At 42.2% G+C, this 23,325-nt stretch carries 25 protein-coding genes; 7 read left to right on the forward strand and 18 right to left on the reverse strand.

Annotation, left to right across the window (positions count from 1 at the left end):
* Window positions 1-154: 154 nt before the first annotated feature.
* The 11 genes from rpsQ to rpsJ are packed head-to-tail and all read right to left on the reverse strand — an operon-like array spanning window position 155 to window position 5,121.
* Window positions 155-412, reverse strand: a complete 258-nt coding sequence (gene rpsQ / locus AN395_RS18975) for a 30S ribosomal protein S17 (protein ID WP_004588693.1) — start codon at window positions 410-412, stop codon at window positions 155-157.
* A complete protein-coding gene (gene rpmC, locus AN395_RS18980) occupies window positions 412-603 on the reverse strand; it encodes a 50S ribosomal protein L29 (protein ID WP_004588692.1) in 192 nt (63 codons plus the stop codon). The genes rpsQ and rpmC overlap by 1 nt, the downstream gene beginning before the upstream one ends.
* Complete coding sequence (gene rplP / locus AN395_RS18985) at window positions 603-1,016, reverse strand: 50S ribosomal protein L16 (protein WP_002957890.1); 414 nt, start codon at window positions 1,014-1,016, stop codon at window positions 603-605. The genes rpmC and rplP overlap by 1 nt, the downstream gene beginning before the upstream one ends.
* Before the next feature lie 12 nt (window positions 1,017-1,028).
* Window positions 1,029-1,730 (reverse strand): 30S ribosomal protein S3, encoded by a 702-nt coding sequence (gene rpsC, locus AN395_RS18990; protein ID WP_004588691.1) that lies wholly within the window; start codon window positions 1,728-1,730, stop codon window positions 1,029-1,031.
* Between the two features lie 11 nt (window positions 1,731-1,741).
* On the reverse strand, window positions 1,742-2,074 hold the full coding sequence (gene rplV, locus AN395_RS18995) for a 50S ribosomal protein L22 (RefSeq protein ID WP_004588690.1): 333 nt from the start codon (window positions 2,072-2,074) through the stop codon (window positions 1,742-1,744).
* 14 nt (window positions 2,075-2,088) lie between these two features.
* Window positions 2,089-2,367: a 30S ribosomal protein S19 gene (gene rpsS / locus AN395_RS19000; RefSeq protein WP_004588689.1), complete on the reverse strand. Its 279-nt coding sequence runs from the start codon at window positions 2,365-2,367 to the stop codon at window positions 2,089-2,091.
* Between the two features lie 15 nt (window positions 2,368-2,382).
* A complete protein-coding gene (gene rplB / locus AN395_RS19005) occupies window positions 2,383-3,207 on the reverse strand; it encodes a 50S ribosomal protein L2 (protein WP_004588688.1) in 825 nt (274 codons plus the stop codon).
* Window positions 3,208-3,224: 17 nt separating this feature from the next.
* A complete protein-coding gene (rplW, locus tag AN395_RS19010) occupies window positions 3,225-3,527 on the reverse strand; it encodes a 50S ribosomal protein L23 (RefSeq protein ID WP_004588687.1) in 303 nt (100 codons plus the stop codon).
* Window positions 3,524-4,129: a 50S ribosomal protein L4 gene (rplD, locus tag AN395_RS19015; protein ID WP_004588686.1), complete on the reverse strand. Its 606-nt coding sequence runs from the start codon at window positions 4,127-4,129 to the stop codon at window positions 3,524-3,526. The genes rplW and rplD overlap by 4 nt, the downstream gene beginning before the upstream one ends.
* Window positions 4,130-4,146: 17 nt before the next feature.
* A complete protein-coding gene (gene rplC, locus AN395_RS19020) occupies window positions 4,147-4,782 on the reverse strand; it encodes a 50S ribosomal protein L3 (protein WP_004588685.1) in 636 nt (211 codons plus the stop codon).
* A gap of 27 nt (window positions 4,783-4,809) precedes the next feature.
* Window positions 4,810-5,121, reverse strand: a complete 312-nt coding sequence (gene rpsJ, locus AN395_RS19025; RefSeq protein ID WP_002957900.1) for a 30S ribosomal protein S10 — start codon at window positions 5,119-5,121, stop codon at window positions 4,810-4,812.
* Between the two features lie 413 nt (window positions 5,122-5,534).
* Between rpsJ and plsB the strand changes: the two genes are divergently transcribed.
* Window positions 5,535-7,973 carry a glycerol-3-phosphate 1-O-acyltransferase PlsB gene (plsB, locus tag AN395_RS19030; protein ID WP_054983955.1) on the forward strand — a complete coding sequence of 813 codons (2,439 nt, stop codon included), beginning with the start codon at window positions 5,535-5,537 and terminating at the stop codon, window positions 7,971-7,973.
* 196 nt (window positions 7,974-8,169) lie between these two features.
* Here the strand turns inward: plsB and tesB are convergent, their stop codons facing one another.
* A complete protein-coding gene (gene tesB, locus AN395_RS19035) occupies window positions 8,170-9,027 on the reverse strand; it encodes an acyl-CoA thioesterase II (protein WP_004588683.1) in 858 nt (285 codons plus the stop codon).
* A gap of 79 nt (window positions 9,028-9,106) precedes the next feature.
* Between tesB and AN395_RS19040 the strand changes: the two genes are divergently transcribed.
* Window positions 9,107-9,565 (forward strand): EVE domain-containing protein, encoded by a 459-nt coding sequence (locus AN395_RS19040; protein WP_054983961.1) that lies wholly within the window; start codon window positions 9,107-9,109, stop codon window positions 9,563-9,565.
* A 122-nt stretch (window positions 9,566-9,687) separates the two neighbouring features.
* Entirely contained in the window at window positions 9,688-10,719 is a 1,032-nt protein-coding gene (locus tag AN395_RS19045; protein ID WP_054983956.1) for a hypothetical protein, read from the forward strand.
* A 2-nt stretch (window positions 10,720-10,721) separates the two neighbouring features.
* Here the strand turns inward: AN395_RS19045 and AN395_RS19050 are convergent, their stop codons facing one another.
* Together AN395_RS19050 and AN395_RS19055 are read right to left on the reverse strand one after the other, a co-directional pair.
* Window positions 10,722-10,928: a PLDc N-terminal domain-containing protein gene (locus AN395_RS19050; protein ID WP_004588680.1), complete on the reverse strand. Its 207-nt coding sequence runs from the start codon at window positions 10,926-10,928 to the stop codon at window positions 10,722-10,724.
* Between the two features lie 19 nt (window positions 10,929-10,947).
* Window positions 10,948-12,015 (reverse strand): potassium channel family protein, encoded by a 1,068-nt coding sequence (locus AN395_RS19055; RefSeq protein WP_024031979.1) that lies wholly within the window; start codon window positions 12,013-12,015, stop codon window positions 10,948-10,950.
* A 225-nt stretch (window positions 12,016-12,240) separates the two neighbouring features.
* On the opposite strand from AN395_RS19055, the gene AN395_RS19060 reads away from it, so the two are divergent.
* A complete protein-coding gene (locus tag AN395_RS19060; protein WP_054983957.1) occupies window positions 12,241-13,551 on the forward strand; it encodes a short-chain fatty acid transporter in 1,311 nt (436 codons plus the stop codon).
* 44 nt (window positions 13,552-13,595) lie between these two features.
* On the opposite strand, the gene AN395_RS19065 is transcribed toward AN395_RS19060, so the two are convergent.
* Window positions 13,596-14,612: a metalloprotease gene (locus AN395_RS19065; RefSeq protein WP_054983958.1), complete on the reverse strand. Its 1,017-nt coding sequence runs from the start codon at window positions 14,610-14,612 to the stop codon at window positions 13,596-13,598.
* A gap of 182 nt (window positions 14,613-14,794) precedes the next feature.
* On the opposite strand from AN395_RS19065, the gene AN395_RS19070 reads away from it, so the two are divergent.
* Window positions 14,795-16,012: an EAL domain-containing protein gene (locus AN395_RS19070; protein ID WP_004588676.1), complete on the forward strand. Its 1,218-nt coding sequence runs from the start codon at window positions 14,795-14,797 to the stop codon at window positions 16,010-16,012.
* An 18-nt stretch (window positions 16,013-16,030) separates the two neighbouring features.
* On the opposite strand, the gene AN395_RS19075 is transcribed toward AN395_RS19070, so the two are convergent.
* Window positions 16,031-17,107 carry a CNNM domain-containing protein gene (locus AN395_RS19075; RefSeq protein WP_004588675.1) on the reverse strand — a complete coding sequence of 359 codons (1,077 nt, stop codon included), beginning with the start codon at window positions 17,105-17,107 and terminating at the stop codon, window positions 16,031-16,033.
* Between the two features lie 84 nt (window positions 17,108-17,191).
* On the opposite strand from AN395_RS19075, the gene AN395_RS19080 reads away from it, so the two are divergent.
* A complete protein-coding gene (locus AN395_RS19080; protein ID WP_054983959.1) occupies window positions 17,192-19,687 on the forward strand; it encodes a S9 family peptidase in 2,496 nt (831 codons plus the stop codon).
* Between the two features lie 179 nt (window positions 19,688-19,866).
* Window positions 19,867-20,571, forward strand: coding sequence for a response regulator transcription factor (locus tag AN395_RS19085; RefSeq protein ID WP_004588673.1), 705 nt, complete (start codon window positions 19,867-19,869; stop codon window positions 20,569-20,571).
* Between the two features lie 105 nt (window positions 20,572-20,676).
* Here AN395_RS19085 and AN395_RS19090 read toward each other — a convergent pair whose 3' ends face one another.
* Entirely contained in the window at window positions 20,677-22,185 is a 1,509-nt protein-coding gene (locus AN395_RS19090; RefSeq protein ID WP_054983960.1) for a YifB family Mg chelatase-like AAA ATPase, read from the reverse strand.
* A 33-nt stretch (window positions 22,186-22,218) separates the two neighbouring features.
* Window positions 22,219-22,833: a trimeric intracellular cation channel family protein gene (locus tag AN395_RS19095; RefSeq protein WP_024031973.1), complete on the reverse strand. Its 615-nt coding sequence runs from the start codon at window positions 22,831-22,833 to the stop codon at window positions 22,219-22,221.
* Between the last annotated feature and the right edge of the window lie 492 nt (window positions 22,834-23,325).

Here is a 23,325-nt window from a genome sequence, read left to right on the forward strand (position 1 = left end):
ATGAATCAATGAATTAAAACCCCGTGTCTACTTTATCGGGGTCAGATCAAGCAGCTGAGAACTGAAAGCTTCAAACTTACAGTTTTTTTTAAACGCAAACAAAAAGCCCCGGCTAATGCCAGGGCTTTTTTACAAAACTTACTTAATTTAAAAATTAAGCTTGTTTTGGACTAGAAACAACGTCTACTAAAGTCCAAGATTTATTCTTAGAAATTGGTGCGCATTCACGGATAGTAACTACGTCACCCGCTTTTGCTGTGTTGTTTTCGTCATGTACGTGTAGCTTAGTAGTACGTTTGATGAATTTCCCATAGATTGGGTGCTTCACGTAACGTGCGATAGCAACAGTGAAAGATTTTTCCATCTTGTCGCTTACTACACGGCCTTGAAGAGTACGAATTTTATCGCTCATTATTGACCTGCCTTCTGGTTAATAATTGTTTTTACACGCGCGATATCGCGACGTACTGTTCTTAGCGTGTGTGTCTGAGCTAACTGACCAGTGCTTGCTTGCATGCGCAGGTTAAACTGCTCACGAAGAAGTCCTAGAAGTTCAGCATTTAGCTCTTCTACGCTTTTGTCTTTTAGTTCGCTTGCTTTCATCACATTACCGTCCGAGTTACGAAAGTTGTTTTGAATGGCAGTTTACGAGCTGCAAGGTCAAACGCTTCACGAGCAAGCTCTTCAGAAACACCTTCCATTTCGTAAAGTACTTTACCAGGCTGAATTTCAGCAACCCAATATTCAACAGAACCTTTACCTTTACCCATACGAACTTCAAGAGGCTTTTCTGTGATCGGCTTGTCAGGGAAGACACGGATCCAGATTTTACCTTGACGTTTCACGTGACGCGTCATAGCACGACGAGCTGCTTCGATTTGACGAGCAGTCATGCGGCCACGACCAGTAGCTTTCAAACCGAAAGTACCGAAGCTTACTTTGTTACCGTTTTGCGCTAAACCGCGGTTGCGGCCTTTGTGCATTTTACGGAATTTTGTACGTTTTGGCTGTAACATTACTCGCTACCTCTACTTAGCACTTTTCTTGGCTTTCTTTGGTGCGCGTTTAGCTGGCTTCTCTTGCTCTTGTACTAGTGGTAAACCACCAATAACTTCGCCTTTGAAGATCCAAACTTTAACACCAATGATACCATAAGTGGTTAAGGCTTCAGAAGTTGCGTAGTCGATATCAGCACGAAGAGTATGTAGAGGTACACGACCTTCACGATACCATTCTGAACGTGCGATTTCTGCGCCGCCAAGACGACCGCTAACTTCAACTTTGATCCCTTTAGAACCGATGCGCATTGCATTTTGTACCGAACGCTTCATAGCGCGACGGAACATAACACGACGCTCTAGCTGAGAGGCAATGCCGTCTGCTACTAGTTGTGCATCTAACTCTGGTTTACGTACTTCAGAAATATTAATCTGAGCAGGTACACCTGCGATCTTAGTTACCGCTTGACGTAGCTTTTCAACGTCTTCGCCTTTTTTACCGATAACAACACCCGGACGAGCCGTGTGAATTGTTACGCGGATCGATTTTGCTGGACGCTCAATAACGATTTTAGACACAGAAGCCGCTTTTAATTCCTTTGTAAGGAAAGTACGTACTTTGTGATCGCCAAAAAGCTGATCAGAGAAATCTTTAGAACTCGCGTACCAGGTAGAAACCCAAGGTTTAGATATACCTAGGCGAATACCAGTAGGATGAACTTTTTGTCCCATTACTTATACTCCTAGCTATCTGAAACCACAACAGTGATGTGGCTTGTACGCTTAAGGATGCGGTCTGCGCGTCCTTTAGCACGTGGCATAATACGTTTCATTGTAGGACCATCGTCCACAAAAATCGTAGTTACACGAAGCTCATCAATGTCAGCACCTTCGTTATGCTCTGCGTTAGCAATAGCAGACTCAAGTACTTTTTTAACTAATACAGCCGCTTTTTTCGGGCTGTACGCCAGGATTTCTAGAGCGCGATCGACAGGTAGTCCGCGGATCTGATCTGCAACTAGACGAGCTTTTTGCGCCGAACCAGAGGCGAATTTATGTTTAGCTAATGCTTGCATTTATCATTCCCCTCTTAGCGTTTCTTCGCTTTCTTATCCGCGGCATGGCCACGGTAAGTGCGAGTTGGTGCAAATTCACCTAGTTTGTGACCGATCATTTCGTCAGAAACGAAAACTGGTACATGCTGGCGACCATTATGGACAGCAATGGTCAATCCGATCATGTTAGGTATGATCATTGAACGACGGCTCCAAGTTTTAATTGGCTTCTTTTCACCGCTTTCCAAAGCTTTCTCTACCTTCTTCAGCAAGTGTAGGTCTATAAAAGGACCCTTCTTGAGAGAGCGTGGCATGGCTATTCCTCAATATTACTTAGTACGACGACGTACTATAAATTTATCCGTACGCTTGTTCTTACGCGTCTTAGCACCTTTAGTAGGCTTACCCCATGGAGACACAGGATGACGACCACCAGATGTACGACCTTCACCACCACCGTGTGGGTGATCTACCGGGTTCATGGCAACACCACGAACTGTCGGACGAATACCACGCCAGCGATTTGCACCTGCTTTACCAAGTGAACGAAGCATATGCTCAGCATTGCCTACTTCACCTAGCGTTGCACGACAATCAGATTGTACTTTACGTACTTCGCCAGAACGAAGACGTAATGTTACGTATTGACCATCACGCGCAAGGATTTGAACGTATGCACCAGCAGAACGTGCGATTTGAGCACCTTTACCTGGTTTTAATTCTACGTTGTGAACAGTCGAACCTACAGGCATGTTACGCATAGGTAATGCATTACCAGGCTTGATTGGTGCATCAACACCAGACTGGATTGCATCGCCAGCTTTTAAGCCTTTAGGTGCGATAATGTAACGACGCTCACCGTCTGCATATAATACAAGAGCGATGTTTGCGCTACGGTTTGGATCATATTCCAAACGCTCAACAGTGGCTGGAATGCCATCTTTAGTACGTTTAAAATCGATTAAACGGTAATGATGCTTATGACCACCACCGATATGACGAACCGTAATACGACCATTGTTATTACGACCACCTGATTTAGAGTTTTTCTCTAATAGTGGTGCGTAAGGTTTACCCTTATGTAAATCTGGGTTAACCACTTTAACTAGGTGACGACGACCCGCAGAAGTTGGTTTACACTTTTGAAGTGCCATAATTCTAACTCCCCTTATTACTCGGCGCCGCCGACAAAGTCTAGCTCGCTACCTTCTTTAAGAGTAACGTAAGCTTTCTTCCAGTCGCTACGACGACCGAAACGCATGCCAGTACGTTTTGTTTTACCCTTAACGTTAAGTGTGCGAACACCCGTTACTTCTACTTCAAAAAGCTTCTCAACTGCTGCTTTAATTTCAGCTTTAGTTGCGTCATTTGTTACTTTAAAAACAATAGTATTGTTTTCTTCAGCAGCAATTGTGCTTTTTTCAGAGATATGTGGAGCAAGGATCACTTTTAAAAGACGTTCTTCACGGATCATGCTAGCGCCTCCTCAAGTTGCTTAACAGCAGCAGCTGTAATAAGTACCTTGTCGAAAGCAATTAAGCTTACAGGATCGATACCAGCTACATCACGCGTGTCAACCTTGTACAGGTTACGTGCCGATAAGAAAAGATTTTCATCTACTTCTTCAGTCACGATAAGAACATCTTTAAGCTCAAGTTCTTTAAGCTTAGAAACTAGTTCTTTAGTCTTTGGTGCTTCAAGACCAAAGCTTTCAACAACGATTAAACGCTCTTGACGAACTAATTCAGATAAGATGCTTTTGATCGCACCGCGGTACATTTTACGGTTTACTTTTTGGCTGTGGTCTTGTGGTTTAGCTGCGAAGCTAACGCCACCTGAACGCCAAATTGGACTACGGATTGTACCAGCACGTGCACGGCCAGTACCTTTTTGAGCCCATGGTTTTTTACCACCACCGCTTACTTCAGAACGTGTCTTCTGAGCACGAGTACCTTGACGAGCACCTGCTGCGTATGCAACAACTACTTGGTGTACTAATGCTTCGTTAAACTCACGTCCAAAAGTAGCTTCAGAAACTTCAAGAGCGCCAGAAGCGTCTTTAATTGCTAATTCCATCACTAAATCTCCAGGACTTATGCTTTAACAGCTGGTTTAACGATAACGTCACCGCCGATAGCGCCAGGTACTGCACCTTTAACTAAAAGCAAGTTACGCTCAGCGTCAACGCGAACTAGTTCTAAGTTTTGAGTCGTTACACGCTCAGCACCCATATGACCGGCCATTTTCTTACCTTTAAACACCTTACCAGGTGATTGGTTTTGACCGATTGAACCAGGAGCACGGTGAGATAGAGAGTTACCGTGAGTAGCGTCTTGCATGCTGAAATTCCAGCGCTTAACACCACCTTGGAAACCTTTACCTTTAGAAGTACCGGTTACGTCAACTTTGTTGATTTCGTTGAATAATTCAACAGTAAGCTCAGCGCCTACTTCAAAATCGCCTTCACCACCATTTAGGCGGAATTCCCACAGACCGCGACCCGCTTCAACACCAGCTTTAGCGAAATGACCCGCTGCTGCTTTGTTTACACGGCTTGCTTTTTTAGTGCCTGCGGTTACTTGAAGCGCGTTATAACCGTCTGTTGCGTCAGATTTGATCTGAGCAATGCGGTTAGGAGTCGCTTCGATAACTGTCACAGGGATAGATACACCATCTTCAGTGAAGATACGTGTCATACCCACTTTACGACCGACTAGACCTAATGCCATTTTCCTATAACCTCTCTAATCTTTCGATTAACCCAGGCTGATTTGAACATCAACACCAGCAGCAAGATCTAAACGCATTAATGCGTCAACAGTCTTGTCAGTTGGTTCTACGATGTCGATCAGACGTTTATGGGTGCGGATCTCGTACTGATCACGCGCATCTTTGTTTACGTGCGGTGAAGTTAGTACAGTAAAACGTTCAAAGCGTGTAGGTAGTGGGATTGGACCACGTACTTGTGCGCCTGTGCGTTTCGCAGTTTCCACGATTTCCGCCGTTGATTGGTCAATCAAACGGTGGTCAAAAGCTTTTAGGCGAATACGAATGCGTTGATTTGACATTCTTAAACCTCAATATAAAGAGCATTTAAAGAGCATAAAAAAACGACCGAAACAATCTTAATAATTAAGATGCCGGTTGTTGATTTATATCTACGATGAGTTCCAAATCGGAACTCCTGTTTATTAGCTTGAAATCCAAGCTTAATTTATCCCTTCAAGTTCCAGAGGAATCTTGAAAGCCTGCGTATTATAGTGATATTGGTGATAAATGCAACAACTAATTGCAAATTAATTATGGGTGTAAGGCTGCCCAAATAACCGCCACGGGTTATTTATAGCTATAATTGAACTGCTCAGCGCCAAATTAGTCTTATGTTTATAATTTAACCGATTACGCAAATTACAGGATTTTATAGATATTATGGTATCCTATGCGCTAATTTTGCTTTTAATACTCTCAATATGGTGAGTCGATGCGTTTATTAAATTATTGTTTGAATTTTCTTACTAGCTGCGTAAGCCGTGTTTTGGTAAAAAGTAAGGTCCTTCCCCAAAGCCCAATAGAACAATATGACCTTAATCCTGAACACCCTACTTTTTATATAGTACGTTTAAATTCGCGTTTCGATTTAGCCGCGCTTACTAATGTATGTAAAAAGCATGGTTTGCCTAACCCATGCGAATATCAAACGTTAGGAAACCAAGAGTTGGCCCGCTTTATTGGTATTAAAAATCCGCCGCCTTTATTTGGCGATACCGCGAAACCGACCGCCGCTTTATCACAGGGTAAGCAAATAGTTGAGCATTTATTAAATAGCGGGCAAAAGAATGTACAAGTGGTGCCGGTAACTATTTTATGGGGGCGCGACCCAGGTAAAGAAAAGCCAGGTATTCGTACCTTAATTACCCACTCTCTTACGCCTAGTTGGTTTAGAAAATTCTTTGTTGTGCTGTTTTCTGGGCGCGATAACTTTATTCGCTTTAGCCAGCCACTCGATTTATCACTTATCGTGAACGAAAAAGCCGACGTAAATGAGCTACCACAAAAACTATTACGAGTTGCTCGGGTGCACTTTAAACGTCAAAAACTGGCCGCTACGGGCCCTAAAATGCCCTCGCGCGAGCAATTATTTAACTCACTTTTGGCTTCGCCGACAATAAAAAAAGCGATTCAAGATGAAGCAAAGTCAAAAGGAATAAGCCAAACAGAAGCCCGCCAAAACGCGTTAAAACTACTAGATGAAATTGCCGCTAATTACTCTGAGGCAATGATACGTGTAGGCGACAGAATTTTAACCTGGCTGTGGACTAAGCTTTATAACGGTATAGATATAAAATACACCGAGCAGATTCATGAGCTAACAAATAAAGGTCACGAGATAATCTATATGCCGTGTCATCGCAGCCACATGGATTACTTGTTACTTACCTATGCTATATACCATCAAGGTTTGGTGCCGCCGCATATTGCCGCGGGCATTAATCTTAACTTTTTCCCTGCCGGTGGTATTTTTCGCCGCTCAGGGGCGTTTTTTATCCGCCGCTCGTTTGCCGGTAATAAACTTTACTCAGCCGTATTTAAAGAGTATTTAAGCCAGCTATTTATTAAAGGTTACTCAGTTAAGTTTTACACTGAAGGCGGGCGCAGCCGCACAGGCCGATTACTACCGCCAAAAACCGGTATGCTCGCCATGACATTGCAAGCAATGCTACGTGGCATAGACCGTCCAGTTTCTATTGTGCCAGTATACATTGGCTATGAACATGTAATGGAAATCAATACCTACTTAAAAGAGCTTGCCGGTAAAGATAAAAAAGGCGAGTCCATTTTTGGTATTTTTAAAGCCATTAAAAACCTTAAAAATTACGGCCGTGGTTACTTAAACTTTGGCGACCCTATTTCTATAAACCAATACTTAAATGACAACCAACCTGATTGGCGCGATGCAATACACCCTACCGATGTGCAAAAGCCGCAATGGCTAGGCCCTCAAGTAGCCGCATTGGCCGACCAAGTAATGGTAAAAATTAATAATGCCGCAGCACTTAACGCTGTGAATTTACTGGCTATGATTTTGCTAGTTAACGACAAGCACGCGTTAAGTAAGCCTAAGCTATTAGCGCAACTAGATTTTTACCTACGCCTACAACGCGATGCAAGCTATAGCGATAAAGTCACCGCCCCCGATGAAACACCAGAGCAGCTATTAGCGCACGCCATTAAGCTTAATAAGTTTGATGTTATTAGCGATGAATTTGGCGAAATTATTGCAATTAACGATAAAGAAAAAACCCTGTTTAACTATTATCGTAATAATATTTTGCACTTATTTGCTGTGCCAAGCCTTATTGCTTTGCACTTATTTAAGCAACACAGTAGTACGGTTGAGCAATGCCAAAAGCTTGTTTCGGCTTTTTACCCTCTGTTTGCAAAAGAATGGTATTTACAGCCGCTAGATGAAAACTACATAAGCCGTATTTTGGCTAACTTTAGCGATCAAAACTTAATTGAGCTTGATGGCGATACCATTCATGTTACTAACACGAATGATTCATTAGCCAAACTTGAAATGCTAGGAAGGTCGCTTAGCTTTACGTTGCAACGTTATGCCATTGTTGTGGGCTTTATTCAAACCAGTAACGGAATTGAAAAAGCCGAACTAGAGCGTGAAAGCCAAGTACTGGCGAACCGTTTAGGCACCTTACACGGCATTAAAACCCCGGAGTTTTTTGATAAAAAAGTACTGGTAAGCTTTATTGATAATTTACGCGGTGAGCTGCTAATTACTGAAGGTCAAAATGGTATTCACGGTAGTACACAACTGTGTGAAATATACATGTACTTAAAAACCTTATTACCTGCACGTATATGGCAATCGGTTAGCGACATAGTGCAAGATCAATGTAATTAGCCGTGCTGCTATAATTTAAGCTTTAATTAAACACCATTAAAAAAGCCTCAACATTTAACATGTTGAGGCTTTTTTGTACGTTTAGTTATTGAACAACAATGCTACATAAAGACGCTTACCTCTTGGCAAAACCTTTAGCGAAAGCACTGCTAATTTGCGCTTAACAGCCAGTCTATTGCCAGCAAGTCTAATCAAATTAACGCTGGCGCATCACCCCTTCTTGAATCGTTGATGCGACTAAATTACCTTGGCGGTCAAAAAACTGGCCTCTTACCAAGCCTCGCCCAGAACTAGCACTTGGGCTGTCTATGGTATATAAAATCCAATCGTCCATTCTAAATGGGCGGTGGAACCACATAGCATGGTCAATCGTTGCCACTTGCATATTTGGCTGCATAAACGATACGCCATGAGGCTGTAATGCCGTAGGTAAAAACTCAAAGTCAGAGGCATACGCTAATAAGTAATTATGAATGCGTTGATCGTCGGGCATATCGCCATTGGCTTTAATCCAAATGTGCTTTACGGGCTCAATAACCTCTGGCTTAAACGGGTTATGAAAAGTAACCGGGCGCATTTCAATGGGCATTTCGCGTATAAACTTATTACGGATCACCTCGGGTATGTGGTGGGCGTTTTCTTGATAAAACTCAAGCGACGAGCGAAGCTCCTCTGGTGGCGGTACATTAGGCATGGTTGCTTGATGCGATAAGCCTTCTTCTTCACCCTGAAACGACGCAGTCATATAAAAAATAGGTTTACCGTATTGAATAGCGCTTACTCGGCGGGTGCTAAAGCTTTTACCATCGCGGATGGTTTCTACGTCGTAAACAATCGGTTTAGCGGCGTCGCCGGGGCGTAAAAAGTAAGAGTGTAATGAATGAACAACACGTCCTTTTGGTAGCGTTTCTTTTGCAGCAGACAACGCCTGCCCCATTACTTGACCACCAAATACCGCTCTAAACCCTAAATCTTGGCTTTGCCCACGATATAAACCTTGTTCAATTTCTTCAAGTGACAATAACGATAATAAATCATCTAATACTTGGCTCATTTGTTGTTCTCTCAATCCCCAGATAAGCTAATGATACTATACAATGCAGCTATGTAAATCTAACTAAATGAGTAACGCTATGAATTATTGGCTATTTAAAACTGAGCCCGATGCTTTTTCGATTGATGACTTAAAAACAGCGCCGCAACAAACCACCCTGTGGGAAGGCGTGCGTAATTATCAGGCACGTAACTTTATGCGTGACGATATAAAATTGGGTGACTTAGTATTTATTTACCACTCTAGCTGCAAACAAGTGGGCGTTGTGGGCATAGCCACTGTTACTAAAGAAGCCTACCCCGACCCAACTCAGTTTGATTTAAATAGTGACTATTACGATGCGAAAGCCACTAGTGATAAACCGCGCTGGTTTGTAGTTGAAGTAACCTATAAAAGCCATTTAAACAAACGCGTAAGCTTAAAAGACATTAAAGCTAACGAGGCAATTACCGAATTAGCCCTTAAAAAAGCAGGCCGTCTTTCGGTAATGCCAGTCACACAAAACGACTGGGAGCAAATAATAGCCATGAGCAATTAAGCTCAGTAAGCAAATATCAAGCTGTAATAGTAGCTAATCATTAACGGGCTAGAGCTTGGCTATGTTTGACCTCATTTGGCCGTGTTTGATACGATCCCCCGCGAGTTATAATTGGGGGATTAATGAAACTACTGTATTGGTTAGATGAATGGTTAACGCTTTGCCGTGATGAACAACAAACTAAGCTGCCTATGTGTGGCGGCGACCTACTCGGCGATGTGTATGTAAAATACGAATTTGTTGATTTAAATAAGCCCCTGCTTTTTACTTTTTCCCCCGCGGGCACCAACGTCCAAGAACACGACCTAACCGATGACTTTGCCCCTTGGGGCTATCACTTAGCGCAAAAACAAAATGTAAATGTTATTTCGTTCCAACATTTAGGCAAAAGCAATTGGTTTAGAAGCCGTAATTTAATCTTCTTTTTGGAGCAGTTATCAAGCTTACTTACACCGTTTAAGTGCCGCTTAGGCTATGGCCTTAGTCGCGGTGGTTTTGCTGTTGGCGCATTTGCAAAATTACTTAAATTAGATCAGGTTTTATTTTTTCATCCTGTTAGCACCAAAAACACCGAAACAGTTCCGTGGGACACCCGCTCCAGCACAGAGCTTGCGCAGCAATTTGATTGGCAAAGTGAGTATAACGACCTCGATTTAGGCCATGCTAAGGGGTATATAATTTATGACCCCACCAATAAAATAGACCGCCTACATGCTAAGCGGTACCCGCAACTGACTCATTTAAGAGTGTTTGGCATGGGCCACGGTACCCACGCAAGCTACCTCACTAAGTTTGGCTTTTACAAACAAGTGGCTGTTGATTTTATACGCCACCAGCAGATTGATATAGCGCAGTTTCGTTTGCAAACCAAAACCTTGCGCTTAAAAGAAGAGTATTATCAAAGCCTAAATAAGGCAAATGCGACTTCGCCTCACCGCTTGGCATTATTAAGTACAGCACATCAGATTTTAGCAGATGAAAAAGAAGTACATGTGCAAGAACATCAGGCTAAAATAGATATTCAGCCGTTAATAGATGTCGCACTTAAACATCAAGATGAACACCCAAATGATGCTATTCAGTTATTAGAAGTTGCCCAACAAATAGTGCCAGATGACCCGCTGGTTGAGCACAAACTTAAGCAGCTAGAATAGACCTATGACGGTTTATTCTTCTTTCTTTTTTTGTGACCATGCTTGGGCACAATCGTAAAATACATAAAAAGCCCCAGCCACGAAAAAATAATTACGCCTAATAACCAGCCGTTTTTTTCGTGGCCTTGGGTGCGCTTACTATTAACCACTATCACCACGGGTAATATATAAGCGCTTAAAATAATTATTAAAAATACTACTTCATTCATTATTTAACCTAAGCCTTGGTTATTTGGCCAAGCTTTGCCAATCTACTTCATTTGTTAGCACACGTTCAAGGGCAATGTAGTGCAGGATATCGCCCGCATTTACCTTGTAATCAAGTGGCGGATTTAAATCCATATTTTGTGCACTTAAGTTATGCGCCACCCCTAACAAAATAGCATTATAGTCATGCTTAAAATGATGAAATAAAGTACCAAACTCCATCTCTTCGCATTCACTTGGAATAGCTAGGCTAAACTGCGTGTCGCCGTGCAATGTAGATAACAGCTCTTCTTGTACTCGACTCGAGCCTGGGTCTTGCATTGAGCGTACTAAAATCTCAGCCGACTTAGCGCTACTACACTCTACATTTTGACAATGCTCAAGCAACATATCGACCTTGGTTTCATCTAAAAAGTGCGCGCTAATATGGCACTCATCTTTAACTAAACGGCTAATACGCAGTGCCGTTGTAAATGTTTGGTCGTCATCTTGCCCATCAATAATAACTTTGTCGGCACGGCTAATAGCTACGCGCTCAAGTTCTTCTAAATCGGTAAAACTTGTTAGGCGGGCAAAGTCGACATTTTCATTAGTTAAAAATGGGTGATCCATTTGCTCGGTCACCGCCAACAAAATACGGCGGTCGGTACGTTTGGTATCGGCAAGGATATAATCAATCATTTTTTTTGTTCGGGTATCGTGCCAACCAAAAATAATAATGTGGTTGTTACTGTGAGCAAAGTTTTTATCACCAGTCATAGCGCGCCTAATTAAGTAAGTCACTGTTTGCCCTGTTTTTCCTAACAGAACGCCAAATAAAGCTAATCCAAACGGAATTTGTATTAAAGCCACTACCCAACGCCCCAACTCGCTGGTTGGGCTAAAATCGCCGTAACCCACTGTTGAGGTAGTTACTGTGTAGTAGTAAAAAAAGGTCGTAAACGAGGTAAGCGCTTGCTCATTTGCAATAAATAGCAGCCCCCAAGTCACTAACATATGAGCAAGTATTGCAAGCACCACGGCTTGCCAGCTCAGCTGATCGATATGAGCACGAACAAGTAGCGCTAGCCTCTTAAATATTACCGGCATGATACAAAATCTTTGTTAGTAAATTATCTATAAACAGTACGTTACTGTAAGCCATGCTTTTAAGCAACGTTTAAGCCTTTAAGTAAGGCCTGTTACCCTTTTAGGATTAAATTTTGTTCAACCTATAAGATGCTCAGGCCTTAAAATATAAGACTAAATGCGGGTTTGCTAATGTGCTAAGAGCATGATTAATTATAATAAGACTAAAAAACACACAGACACATTATGCTTAATAAAATTGCCACACCGTTTACCAAATTAGTAGAGCGCTACTTACCCGACCCTTTTATATTTGTCATATTGCTGAGCTTAATTACTTTACTCTCTGCTAGTATTTTTACCCCCGCAACACATATTGAAGTTATTAACGCATGGGGGAGTGGTTTTTGGAACCTGCTTAGCTTTGCCATGCAAATGCTGTTAGTGCTGATTACAGGTTACATGCTAGCAAGCACGCCCATTATCAATTCGTTATTAAACAAACTGGCGGCGCTTGCTAATTCAGCGCCAAAAGCGATTATTTTAGTCACGCTTATTTCGCTATTAGCCAGCTGGCTTAATTGGGGGTTTGGCTTAGTTATTGGGGCTTTATTTGCCAAAGCAATTGCAAGGCAAACACAGGTCGATTACCGCCTATTAGTTGCCAGTGCTTATTCTGGCTTTGTGGTGTGGCATGGCGGCTTAGCAGGCTCAATTCCGCTTACGATTGCTACCGAAGGGCACTTTTCACAAAATAGCATTGGCATAATTAGTACCGAGCAAACCCTATTTGCTGGTTTTAACATAGCAATATTAATTGGCTTATTTATTATTATGCCGTTGGTTAACCGCTACATGCTACCCAGTGATAAAAACAGCGTATATATAGACCCAGCACTTATTAAAGAGCCCCCGCCCGCACATGAAAAAATTACTCGCCCTGCTCAGCATTTAGAACACACAAAGCTGCTTGGCATTTCGATTGGTTTACTTGGCCTTTGCTATTTAGGGTATTACTTTATAGTTGCAGGCGGTAGCCTAAACCTAAACAGCATTATTGCTGTGTTTTTGTTTTTAGCCATTACCTTGCACCAAACACCCCATAACTTGCTTAATAGCTTGCAACAAGCAATTCCTAGCGGCGCAGGTATTGTCATTCAATTTCCGTTTTACGCGGGCATAATGGCAGTCATGGTCGACAGCGGTTTAGCACAACAAATATCGCGTGGTTTTATAGCTGTTGCTGATGCCGATAGCTTGCCATTTTTTAGCTTTATAAGTGCAGGACTCGTTAATATGTTTGTACCTTCTGGCGGCGGCCAATGGGCAGTACAAGCACCTATTGTTATACCCGCAGCGCAAGAGCTGGGCGCCGATATATCACGTGTTGCTATGGCGGTTGCGTGGGGCGATGCGTGGACCAATTTAATTCAACCCTTTTGGGCTTTACCGGTATTAGCCATTGCAGGGTTAAAAGCAAAAGACATTATGGGGTTTTGTGTTGTGCAGTTATTTGTAACGGGGGTATTTATATCGCTAGTGCTGAGCTTTTACTAACCCTTAATAACGCGCAGTATTTAGGTATACTGCGCGTATAGCGATTAGCTTGATAAAATCGTCATCGGCAGGCTCAATATTGGGTTTTCTGAATCTGCAAAGTGCATCATTACTGCCACATGGCCTGCAACTACAATGGCGTACATAGCGGCTGAAAAACCTTGGCCGTATTTATCAAGCGGCAATAAATGCGAGTAATGTCGGCCGCGCCATTCAAATACGATTTCCAGTGCGCCAACAAACAAAAAGAACACCAGCAACATTAAGCCAAATGTGTAGCTCAGCCATAAGCCAAATAACACACCGAGTAAGCACACACTTAAACCGACCCAAGAGCGCATTGAAAAGCTGATACTTTTTAAAACATGCCCACCATCAAGCGGTAAAATGGGTAGTAGATTAAATAAGTTAAGTAGTGCGCTTAATACTGCAACACCGGCAAATATGTCCATTTCGGTGGCGTAATATAAAACCACACCCAGCACTGAGGTAAATAAACCAAACGCTGGCCCCATGAGTGATATAACTACATCTTGCCAGCGCGTTGTTATTTTATCGTCACTAACAGCCAATCCGCCTACAAAAGGAATAAGGTAAATACCCTTGGTTTTTATGCCAAAGTATTTCATGGCTCTAACGTGTCCGTACTCATGTACCACTAAACAGGCAATTAGCATTAGTGCAAATTCAATACTAAATAACCAGGCATAGCCGGCAACCGATGCACTCGCTAAAGCCACCTTAATTACTTTTGCACTTTTAAATAATTTAAAGCCCAGTGCCGCTAGCCCTAAAAAGCCTTTTTTGGGCTGGCTATTTACCGGCGCAGGTAAAGCTAATTCAGTAGCAAACACACCATCAACAAATAACGATAAAGACTGCTCATGAACATGTGAGCTATCAATCCCTATTTGCTTATTATCTAAAGTAAATTCGGCGTAATGCTCTTTGGGTGTTGTAAAGCTTATGGCCTGTTGATTATGAAATATTTGTACTATTTTATGCCCAGATACCATTAGCGTTAATGGTTGCTCTGCAAGCATGAGATCGATTTTTATCATGACTAAAACCAGTTAAAACAATGGCGCTAGTATACCGATGAATTTAAAAAACACGAATTGCCTTAAACTATAAGCGCAAAAGCACTTAGAAGATAAAAAATAATATAAAACTAAGCTGACAAAAGGCTGATCAGGCGCTATTTTTACAGTACTAATATATTAAGCAGTTACAAGGATAGAGCATGTCGATTTCGGTACCCAATATTTTAGTTGTGGATGACTCAAAGGCGATTTTAATTGTTATGGAGGCCATTTTAAATGAGCTAGGAGTCTCGAATAAAGTTACAAAATGCCTGAGTGCTCAGCAAGCGCTAACTCACGTAACCGACGATATAAACTTTTACGACATTGTATTTACAGACTTAAACATGCCTGAAATGGATGGTATGGAGTTTATAAGAAAACTAGGCGAGCTTAATTTTACAGGCGCAGTAGTTATAATTTCGGAAATGGATCATAAGGTTATTAACCTAGCCGCCAATTTAGCGCGCCATAGCAATATTCATTTAGTCGCAAATTTAGCTAAACCCGTGCAACTTAGCCAAGTAAAAACCGTTTTACAAAAAGCAAAGCACTTAGCAGTACATAACGACCTTTCTCATGCCTCTATTTCAGAAAAAGCATTGCATGAGGCAATCAATTTAAACGAGATAATCCCTTACTATCAGCCAAAAATAAATTCTCAAACCAGCGAAATAGAAAGTATTGAGGTGCTAGCGCGTATCGTTAAAACGCACACTGGCGAAATTATCTCGCCCAATCGGTTTATTTCGTTATCGGAGCAATCGGGGTTAATTAATCAAATTACCTTTAGCTTATTTGAGCAAGCCACCAGCGATTTAAAAGCTATACGGACAAACATTGCTGCGCATCTAAAACTGGCTTTTAACCTATCTCCCACACAATTAGATGATTTAAGCTGTCCCAACAAGCTGATGCTTATATTGCAGCTCAATGAGCTATCACCTAGTGATATAATTTTAGAGATTACCGAGCAACATGCGCTGTCTAGCCTTTCTCAACTAGAAACCTTAAACAGATTAAGAATGCATGGCTTTGGCATATCATTGGATGACTTTGGTGTTGGCTTTACCAACATGAACCAGATTAAGCGCCTGCCTTTTACTGAAATAAAAATTGACCGTACACTTATTAGTAATATTGAAACAGATCAGTTTTCGCAAGTGGTGGTCAGCTCACTGGTTGATATTGCCAGCCAAGAGCAATTAGCCCTTGTGGCCGAAGGCGTAGAGCGCGCCGAAGAATCACTCTACTTAAAAAACTACCGCACTAATTTAGCCATGCAAGGATTTTTGTTTACCTGCCCTAAAGCCAAAGACGATTTTATAGAGTGGGCACTAAACTGGGTAAATACGACGGGGGGCACAATTAAACGCTAACCTTCAACCCCGTCGTAATTATTTATTATCTCGGGGCGTGTCGTCATCTTCACTAACTATGTGCTCGCTGCTTGCTAAACGCTGGCGCCAGCGCTGCTTGGCGACCATGCGCATATTGGTCGATTGGTCGCGCTCATCAACAATTTCAAGCCCCATAAGGGCTTCTATCATATCCTCTAGGGTTACAATGCCTTGAACATCACCGTATTCATCAACAATTAAACATATGTGAGTACGCTGTTTAAGTAAGGTTTGTAGTAGCGATGACACATTATGCCCTTCGGGTACCGTATGAATAGGCTTAACTAATTTGCTAATTTTATAATCGGTACCTAAGCGGTGATAAGCCAACATAATGTCGTTTTTATGCACAAAGCCAATTATGTCATCGGCGTCTTTATCAAATACTAACACGCGCGAAAATGAAGACGAGCCGTGCTCGCTCATGTACTGATCGACCGTTAACCCTTTATGCACTTTATACAGCACAGTACGCGGCGTCATTAAGTCGGTTAATTTAGCATGCCTAAAATGTAAAAGGTTGCGGATTATTTCTGACTCATCGGCATGGATTGCCCCTGTTTCGGTGCCTATATCTGCCATAGCTTCTATTTCTTGGCGAATATAAAAAGCCTCATCGTGCTTGGCCCCCATTAAATTAGTAAGCTTTTGAGCAAGCCACACAAATGGTTTTAGCGATATCACTAAAAAGCGTAAAGAATAGGTCACGCTAGGGGTTAAGGCACGCCAATAATTGGCCCCTAAGGTTTTTGGAATAATCTCTGAAAGTACCAATACTAAGAGTGTCATTATGGCAGAGGCAATTCCTACTGCCGCATCTGAAAAAACCACAGCGGCTTGCGCCCCCACGCCTGCAGCACCCGCAGTATGAGCAACCGTGTTGAGCGTTAGTATTGCAGCAAGCGGTTGATCTACATTATTTTTTAGTTTTTCGAGCTGCTTTGCAAGTTCAGGCTGTTTTTTGCGTAATAGCGCCACATAGCTGGGCGAAATACTTAACAGTACAGCTTCCATTACAGAGCATAAAAAAGAAATAACAATGGCAGCAACCATGTACACAATCAGTAAAGTCACTTTTTCTCCGATGAGTTGAACATATGGGCATGGTAACAATACATGCTATATTTGGCCAAATAACTATCAATAATAGGCACAAATATGAGAATTAGCTCACCTTGGACCACAAAAAATAAATTACTAAAACAAGCAGCTACCTTTTTTGCTCTTGGCAACTTGAGCTTGACAGCAATAGCAGCCCCGCTTGATAAATCAAATATCGAGTTTATTGGCCCTTTAGGCGAAAACATGCAAGTTAAGCCATTTCAAACACCACACGGCCAAGTCATTATTAATAACTTATTAGAGCAGTTGCAACGTAATACGCAAAGTGTGTCTGTATTTGGTAAAAAGCATAGCTGGCAGCCGTTTAATAAAGTAAACGCACTTACTTTAGGTGGCCTACAAGCGCTTAAGTTCAATATTGAAACAACCCGCTATAGCCAAGGCACATTAACTATAAAAGGGATAGAGAACGCTCAGTTGTTTATTGATGCCAAGCTTCAAAAAGGCGATAACCACATATACTCTTTATCGTTAACTAATGGCTCTCATAGTGTGATTGTAGTGGCGCAACAAGTGGCTAACTGGAACAACGTTTCTCTCGATTTTGAACCCAAAGCCGACACTGACAACATTACAATTAACACCTCTACAACTAAGCGACTTTCAGCCGAGCAACTTTTTGATGCACCCACCATTAGTGGACTTTCTTTAGCGCCCGATGCTAAGCAATACGTTACCAGCACGCACAGCTATTCAAATAAAACAGCTAACCAAGCAAACGTGGTAACTGAGCTTAAAAATAGCCAAAATCAAACCTTGTATCGTTTTGAAGGCCAGCAACCAAGCAATATGGTATGGAGCCCCAATAATCAATTTTTAGTTTATATGCTAGGGAGTGAGCTAAAACAGCTAAACCGTAAAGACCTCAGCATTAAAACATTGGCCAGAGAGCTTGAAGGCGCGAGTAACTTTAATTTTTATGATAACAACAGCCTTATTTTTAGCTGGTCTAAAACCCCCGAAGACAACAACAGCTTAACTAAGCACTACAAAGGCCTTCAAGATAGATGGTCATACGCACGCAACGTAAATCAGCTCTATATGTTAGACACCCACAGCGGCTTAACCAAAGCGCTTAGCCAAGGCCCTATTTCGCATAGCTTTGAAGATGCAAACACTAATCATGGCAAAGTATTAATGAGCCGCCAAGTTATGGTTATGCAATCCACCACCCACCCAGAAACTGAACTGGTGGAACTTGACTTACAATCGAATAAAATAACGTCTTTTGGTAAATTTAAAACCTTTAACCATGCAAAGTACGCCAACAAAGATGTGTACGTTGTTGCTGGCCCAGATTTTAAAAATGGCGCAGGCCGTGCCCTTCCAAAAGGGATGTTAGCTAATAATTACGACGGCCAATTGTACTTACTTAGCGATAACGGTAAAAACGTAAAAGCGCTTAGTAAGCAGTTTGACCCCGCTATAGGAGAATTAAATGTGCTTGATAACGGCGATGCACTTATAAAAGTAACAGAGCAAGATACCCAACCTTTGTATTTATATGACTTAAGCAAACAGCGCTTTAAAAAACTGAATACAGGTTTAGATATCGTTGAGCAATTTAGCTACTCGCACGAGAGAAACCCGCAAGTGCTACTAAGTGGTACCACAGCATCCACCCCTCAGCAGCTTAAACGCTTAAATGTAAGTAAAAATAAAACAGACCTAATCTGGGACTCTAAGCCGCTTGCCTACGCTAATACACAAATACCGACTCTGGAAGAGTTTAACTTTACAAATAAAGACGGCGTAGAAATTACAGGGCGTGTGTACTTACCTACTAACCTAGATAAAACTAAAAAACACCCTGCACTTGTCTATTACTACGGTGGCACCTCACCGGTTACCCGTGGTTTTACAGGGCGCTACCCATTTAACTTGTGGGCAGCAAATGGCTATGTTGTTTATGTATTGCAGCCAACAGGGGCAACTGGCTTTGGGCAAACATTTTCTGCTCAGCACGTTAACGCCTGGGGCGATTATACCGCTAGCGATATAATGCAAGGTACGCAGGCCTTTTTAAAAAAATACGATTTTGTTGATAGCAAAAAAGTGGGTAATTTAGGCGCCTCATACGGAGGCTTCATGACCATGCTACTTGCCACCAAAACAGACATGTTTAGTGCATCTATTGCGCATGCGGGTATATCAAACTTAACCTCGTATTGGGGCGAAGGTTGGTGGGGGTATTTATACTCAGGCGAAGCATCAAAAAATAGCTTTCCGTGGAATAACGCTTCACTTTATAGCGATCACAGCCCTGTATTTCATGCCGATAAAGTAACGACCCCTTTACTACTGTTACACGGCGATAGCGATACCAATGTACCTGTTGGCGAAAGCTTAACCATGTATACCGCCTTAAAGCTTTTAAATAAAGACGTAGAACTTATTGAATATAAAGGCGCCGACCATCAAATTTTTGCTCGTGATAAACGCTTTGATTGGTGGAACACCATGCTTGCTTATTTTGATAAACAACTAAAAGGCGAACCACAGTGGTGGGACGCAATGTATTCAGATAAGTAACACAGCGCTCAGCACATTTTTAGCTAAATGTGCTGAGCTTACTCACATAAACAGCAACCTTAGGTAAGCAGCCTTTTATATCTGAAACATAAAGTTACCGAAAAGTTACACCGCCCCCTTCTCAGCATTTAACGATTGGTGCTACCATACAGAGCTATAAATATACAAAAATAAGTCCTATGGCAATTAACGTTTTATTGGTTGAAGACGACGAGCTACTCGTTAAGCGCATCCAAAATCACTTTACAGACACCGAATTTTCGATAGAAATAGACCCCACAGGTGCCGATGCCCTAAACATAGTCAGGCAACGCGTAAACCTGCGCAGTGCTATTTCTCTTGCCATTATTGATATTGTATTACCCAAGCGTGATGGGTTGCAGCTTGCCAAAGAGCTCAACACTTTGACCGATATTGGCGTGATTGTTTTATCTAGCCGCGACTCTCAAGCCGATCGTATTGCAGGGCTTGCACAAGGTGCTGATGACTATATTTGTAAGCCTGTTGATTTATTAGAACTTGAGCTGCGCATGCGCGCACTTTATAAACGTATTGCAATTAATCAAGACGATGATGAAAGCGAAGAGTTTATAGAATACGCCGACTTTAAGCTCCACCCCGATAACCGCACATTAATTACCTCATCAGGTATTGAATCGCGCTTAACCGAAGCCGAGCACAAAGTGCTAATTTGTTTAATTAGCAACGCAGGTAAAGCAACCTCGCGAGAAAAAATATCAGAAGAAATAGGCCAACCAGATTGGAGCCCGAATGACCGCACTGTGGATGTTTTAATTGGCCGTTTGCGTAAAAAACTATACGATGAAAAAGACCAAAAACGCATTGTAACCGTGCGCGGTAAAGGTTACATGCTCTCAATTTAGCGCATTAAAATTTTAAACGCAGAAAAACGCAGCAAGCACCGAGCTTAGCACCTTAAAATAATTAAACATTATTGCGGTTCGGTATTATTTCCAGCAGCGTTTAGTTTATTTAGTTAACTGCGCTAGTAACCGCTCAAAAGCGCGATAGTTTAGCGCCTCTTTTAGCTCATCTAAACTAATATGCTCTGCACCTTTTAAATCACTAATAGTACGCGCCACTTTAATGACCCTATGGTACGAGCGTGGCGATAACGACAGCTTTTCGCTAGCGCGCGCTAAAAACTGCAACTCAGCAGGGGCTAAAGTGCAATGTATATTCATTTCTTTATTATTTAATCGTGCATTCACCTTACCTTGGCGCTTTAGCTGTGCACTGTAGGCCGCTTCTACTCGGGCTCTTACTTGGGCGCTGGTTTCTTCAGGCTCGGTACTTTGTAGTTCAACACTGGTTAGTCGCGGCAGCTCTATTTGTAAATCTATACGGTCTATAAACGGGCCTGATACGCGCGATAAATAGCGCATCACTTGGTCAGGTGTTGCTCGCTTATCATTATGACACCCGGTAGGGCTTGGGTTTAGTGCGGCTATAAGCTGAAACTGCGCCGGAAACTCCATTTGCCTTGCTGCCCGCGAAATAACCACCGAGCCGGTTTCCATGGGTTCACGCAGCGAATCAAGTACCTTACGTTCAAATTCCGGAAGCTCGTCCAAAAATAACACGCCGTTATGCGCAAGTGAAATTTCACCCGGTTTAGGGTTTGAAGAGCCACCAACTAAAGCGACTGCCGAGCATGTGTGGTGTGGGTTTCGAAAAGGCCGTTGGCGCCAATTATTTAGATCAATTGATTGGCCAATAATAGAATAAAGTGCAGCCGTTGATATTGCCTCATCGTCAGACATGGTTGGCATTATCGTCGCCATACGCTGCGCTAGCATAGATTTACCCGTACCAGGTGGACCTAAAAAAAGTAGGTTATGGCCTCCAGCGGCGGCTATTTCTAGCACTCGCTTAGCACCGGGTTGGCCTTTAACATCACTTAAATCAAGTAAAAAGTCGGGAGACTGGGCGCAATCTGGGTATTCAATATTTAAAGGTAGTGGCTGCTGATTTAATAAATCCCCCCATACTTCTTGTAACGAGTTAACCGCTTTACGCTTAACGCCGTTCACCAAACTTGCGAGGCTATCGTTGGTAAAAGGTAAAAAGCAGCAACGGTTTTGCTCTTTTGCAGCAAGTACAGAAGGCAAAATGGCATTAACTCCCCGCACTTCACCATTAAGGGCAAGTTCACCGTAAAATTCATATTTATGTATATCTGGACACACTACCTGCCCCGAGGCCACTAAAATACCTACGGCAATGGCTAAGTCAAAACGCCCGCCATCTTTAGGTAAATCGGCAGGGGCTAAATTTACGGTAATACGTTGATCAGGAAAACCAAATTGAGAGTTTTCTAGGGCGCTACGCACCCTGTCTTTTGATTCTTTAACTGAGGCCTCTGGCAGCCCAACAATATTAAATGCCGGTAAACCATTACCTAGGTGTACTTCTACAATAACCTCGGGGGCGTTTATACCCACTTGGGCACGAGAATAAATGCGAGCTAGCGACATTCCTTATCCTAATTAATGGTTTAATTAATTAGTTTAGTCAGAATATTTAAAAACGTGTACTGTGATTTGCCATTTAATAGCCGCAATACGAAGCAATAAGGTGGTTAGCATTGCCATTACCATGGCAAGTTCGGTCGCGAACGAAAAATGAATTCCCAGCGTGTAAACTACACCGCCAGCAATACAGGTAATAGCGTATAACTCGCCTTTTAGCAGCATAGGAATTTCGCGAGCAAGCACATCACGGAGCATGCCCCCAAAGCAACCGGTAATTACACCCATAATAATCGCGGTCATATTTGGCATGCCGGCTAGTAAGGCTTTTTGGGTGCCCATTACCGCAAAAAATGCTAAACCAAATGCATCGGCAATTTGTAATGTGTAGTGCGGAATCGACTTTTGCTTGTTAATAAGCCGCGTGGTAATAAATACCGCGGCTAAAATAGCATAAAAAAAACTTTGATCGTGTAACCAAAATACCGGAACATCTAATATGAGGTCGCGAACCGTACCGCCCCCAATCGCTGTTACCGCTGCTAATACTACAACCCCAAAACCATCCATTTTCTTTTCGTGTGCGACCAAAGTACCTGTAACAGCAAACACAGCAATGCCGATTAAATCAAACCAGTGATAAAGTTCAGTCATGTGTAACAACCCAAAATTATTTGTGCCGTTTTAACATAAACTATACAAAGTTTTAAGTAATAACGCATTTTTAGAGAAGTTTATAATATTTATAGATATTACTTGGGGTATAAATCTAAGAGTGCTTTATAGGGAAAGAAATATAAATCTTAGGCATAAAAAAACACGCCTTAAGCGTGTTGTTTCATTTTATGTATTTCAGTGGTTGCGGGAGCCAGAGCTTATGAAAGTGCTGGCTAATGGAGAACTGAGACCGACGAGCTATCCGTTTCACTGAATTTCAGGCATAAAAAAACACGCTTTTTGCGTGTCGATTTAATATAACTTATTATTTCAGTGGTTGCGGGAGCCAGAGCTTATGAAAGCTGAACCGACGACCTTTGCTGGCTTATACAGAGCTGAGACCGACGAGCTATTCATTTCACTTAATTTTAGGCATAAAAAAACACGCTTTAAGCGTGTCGTTTCATTTTATGTATTTCAGTGGTTGCG

The organism is Pseudoalteromonas sp. P1-30 (assembly GCF_001400005.1).
Lineage (GTDB): Bacteria > Pseudomonadota > Gammaproteobacteria > Enterobacterales > Alteromonadaceae > Pseudoalteromonas > Pseudoalteromonas atlantica.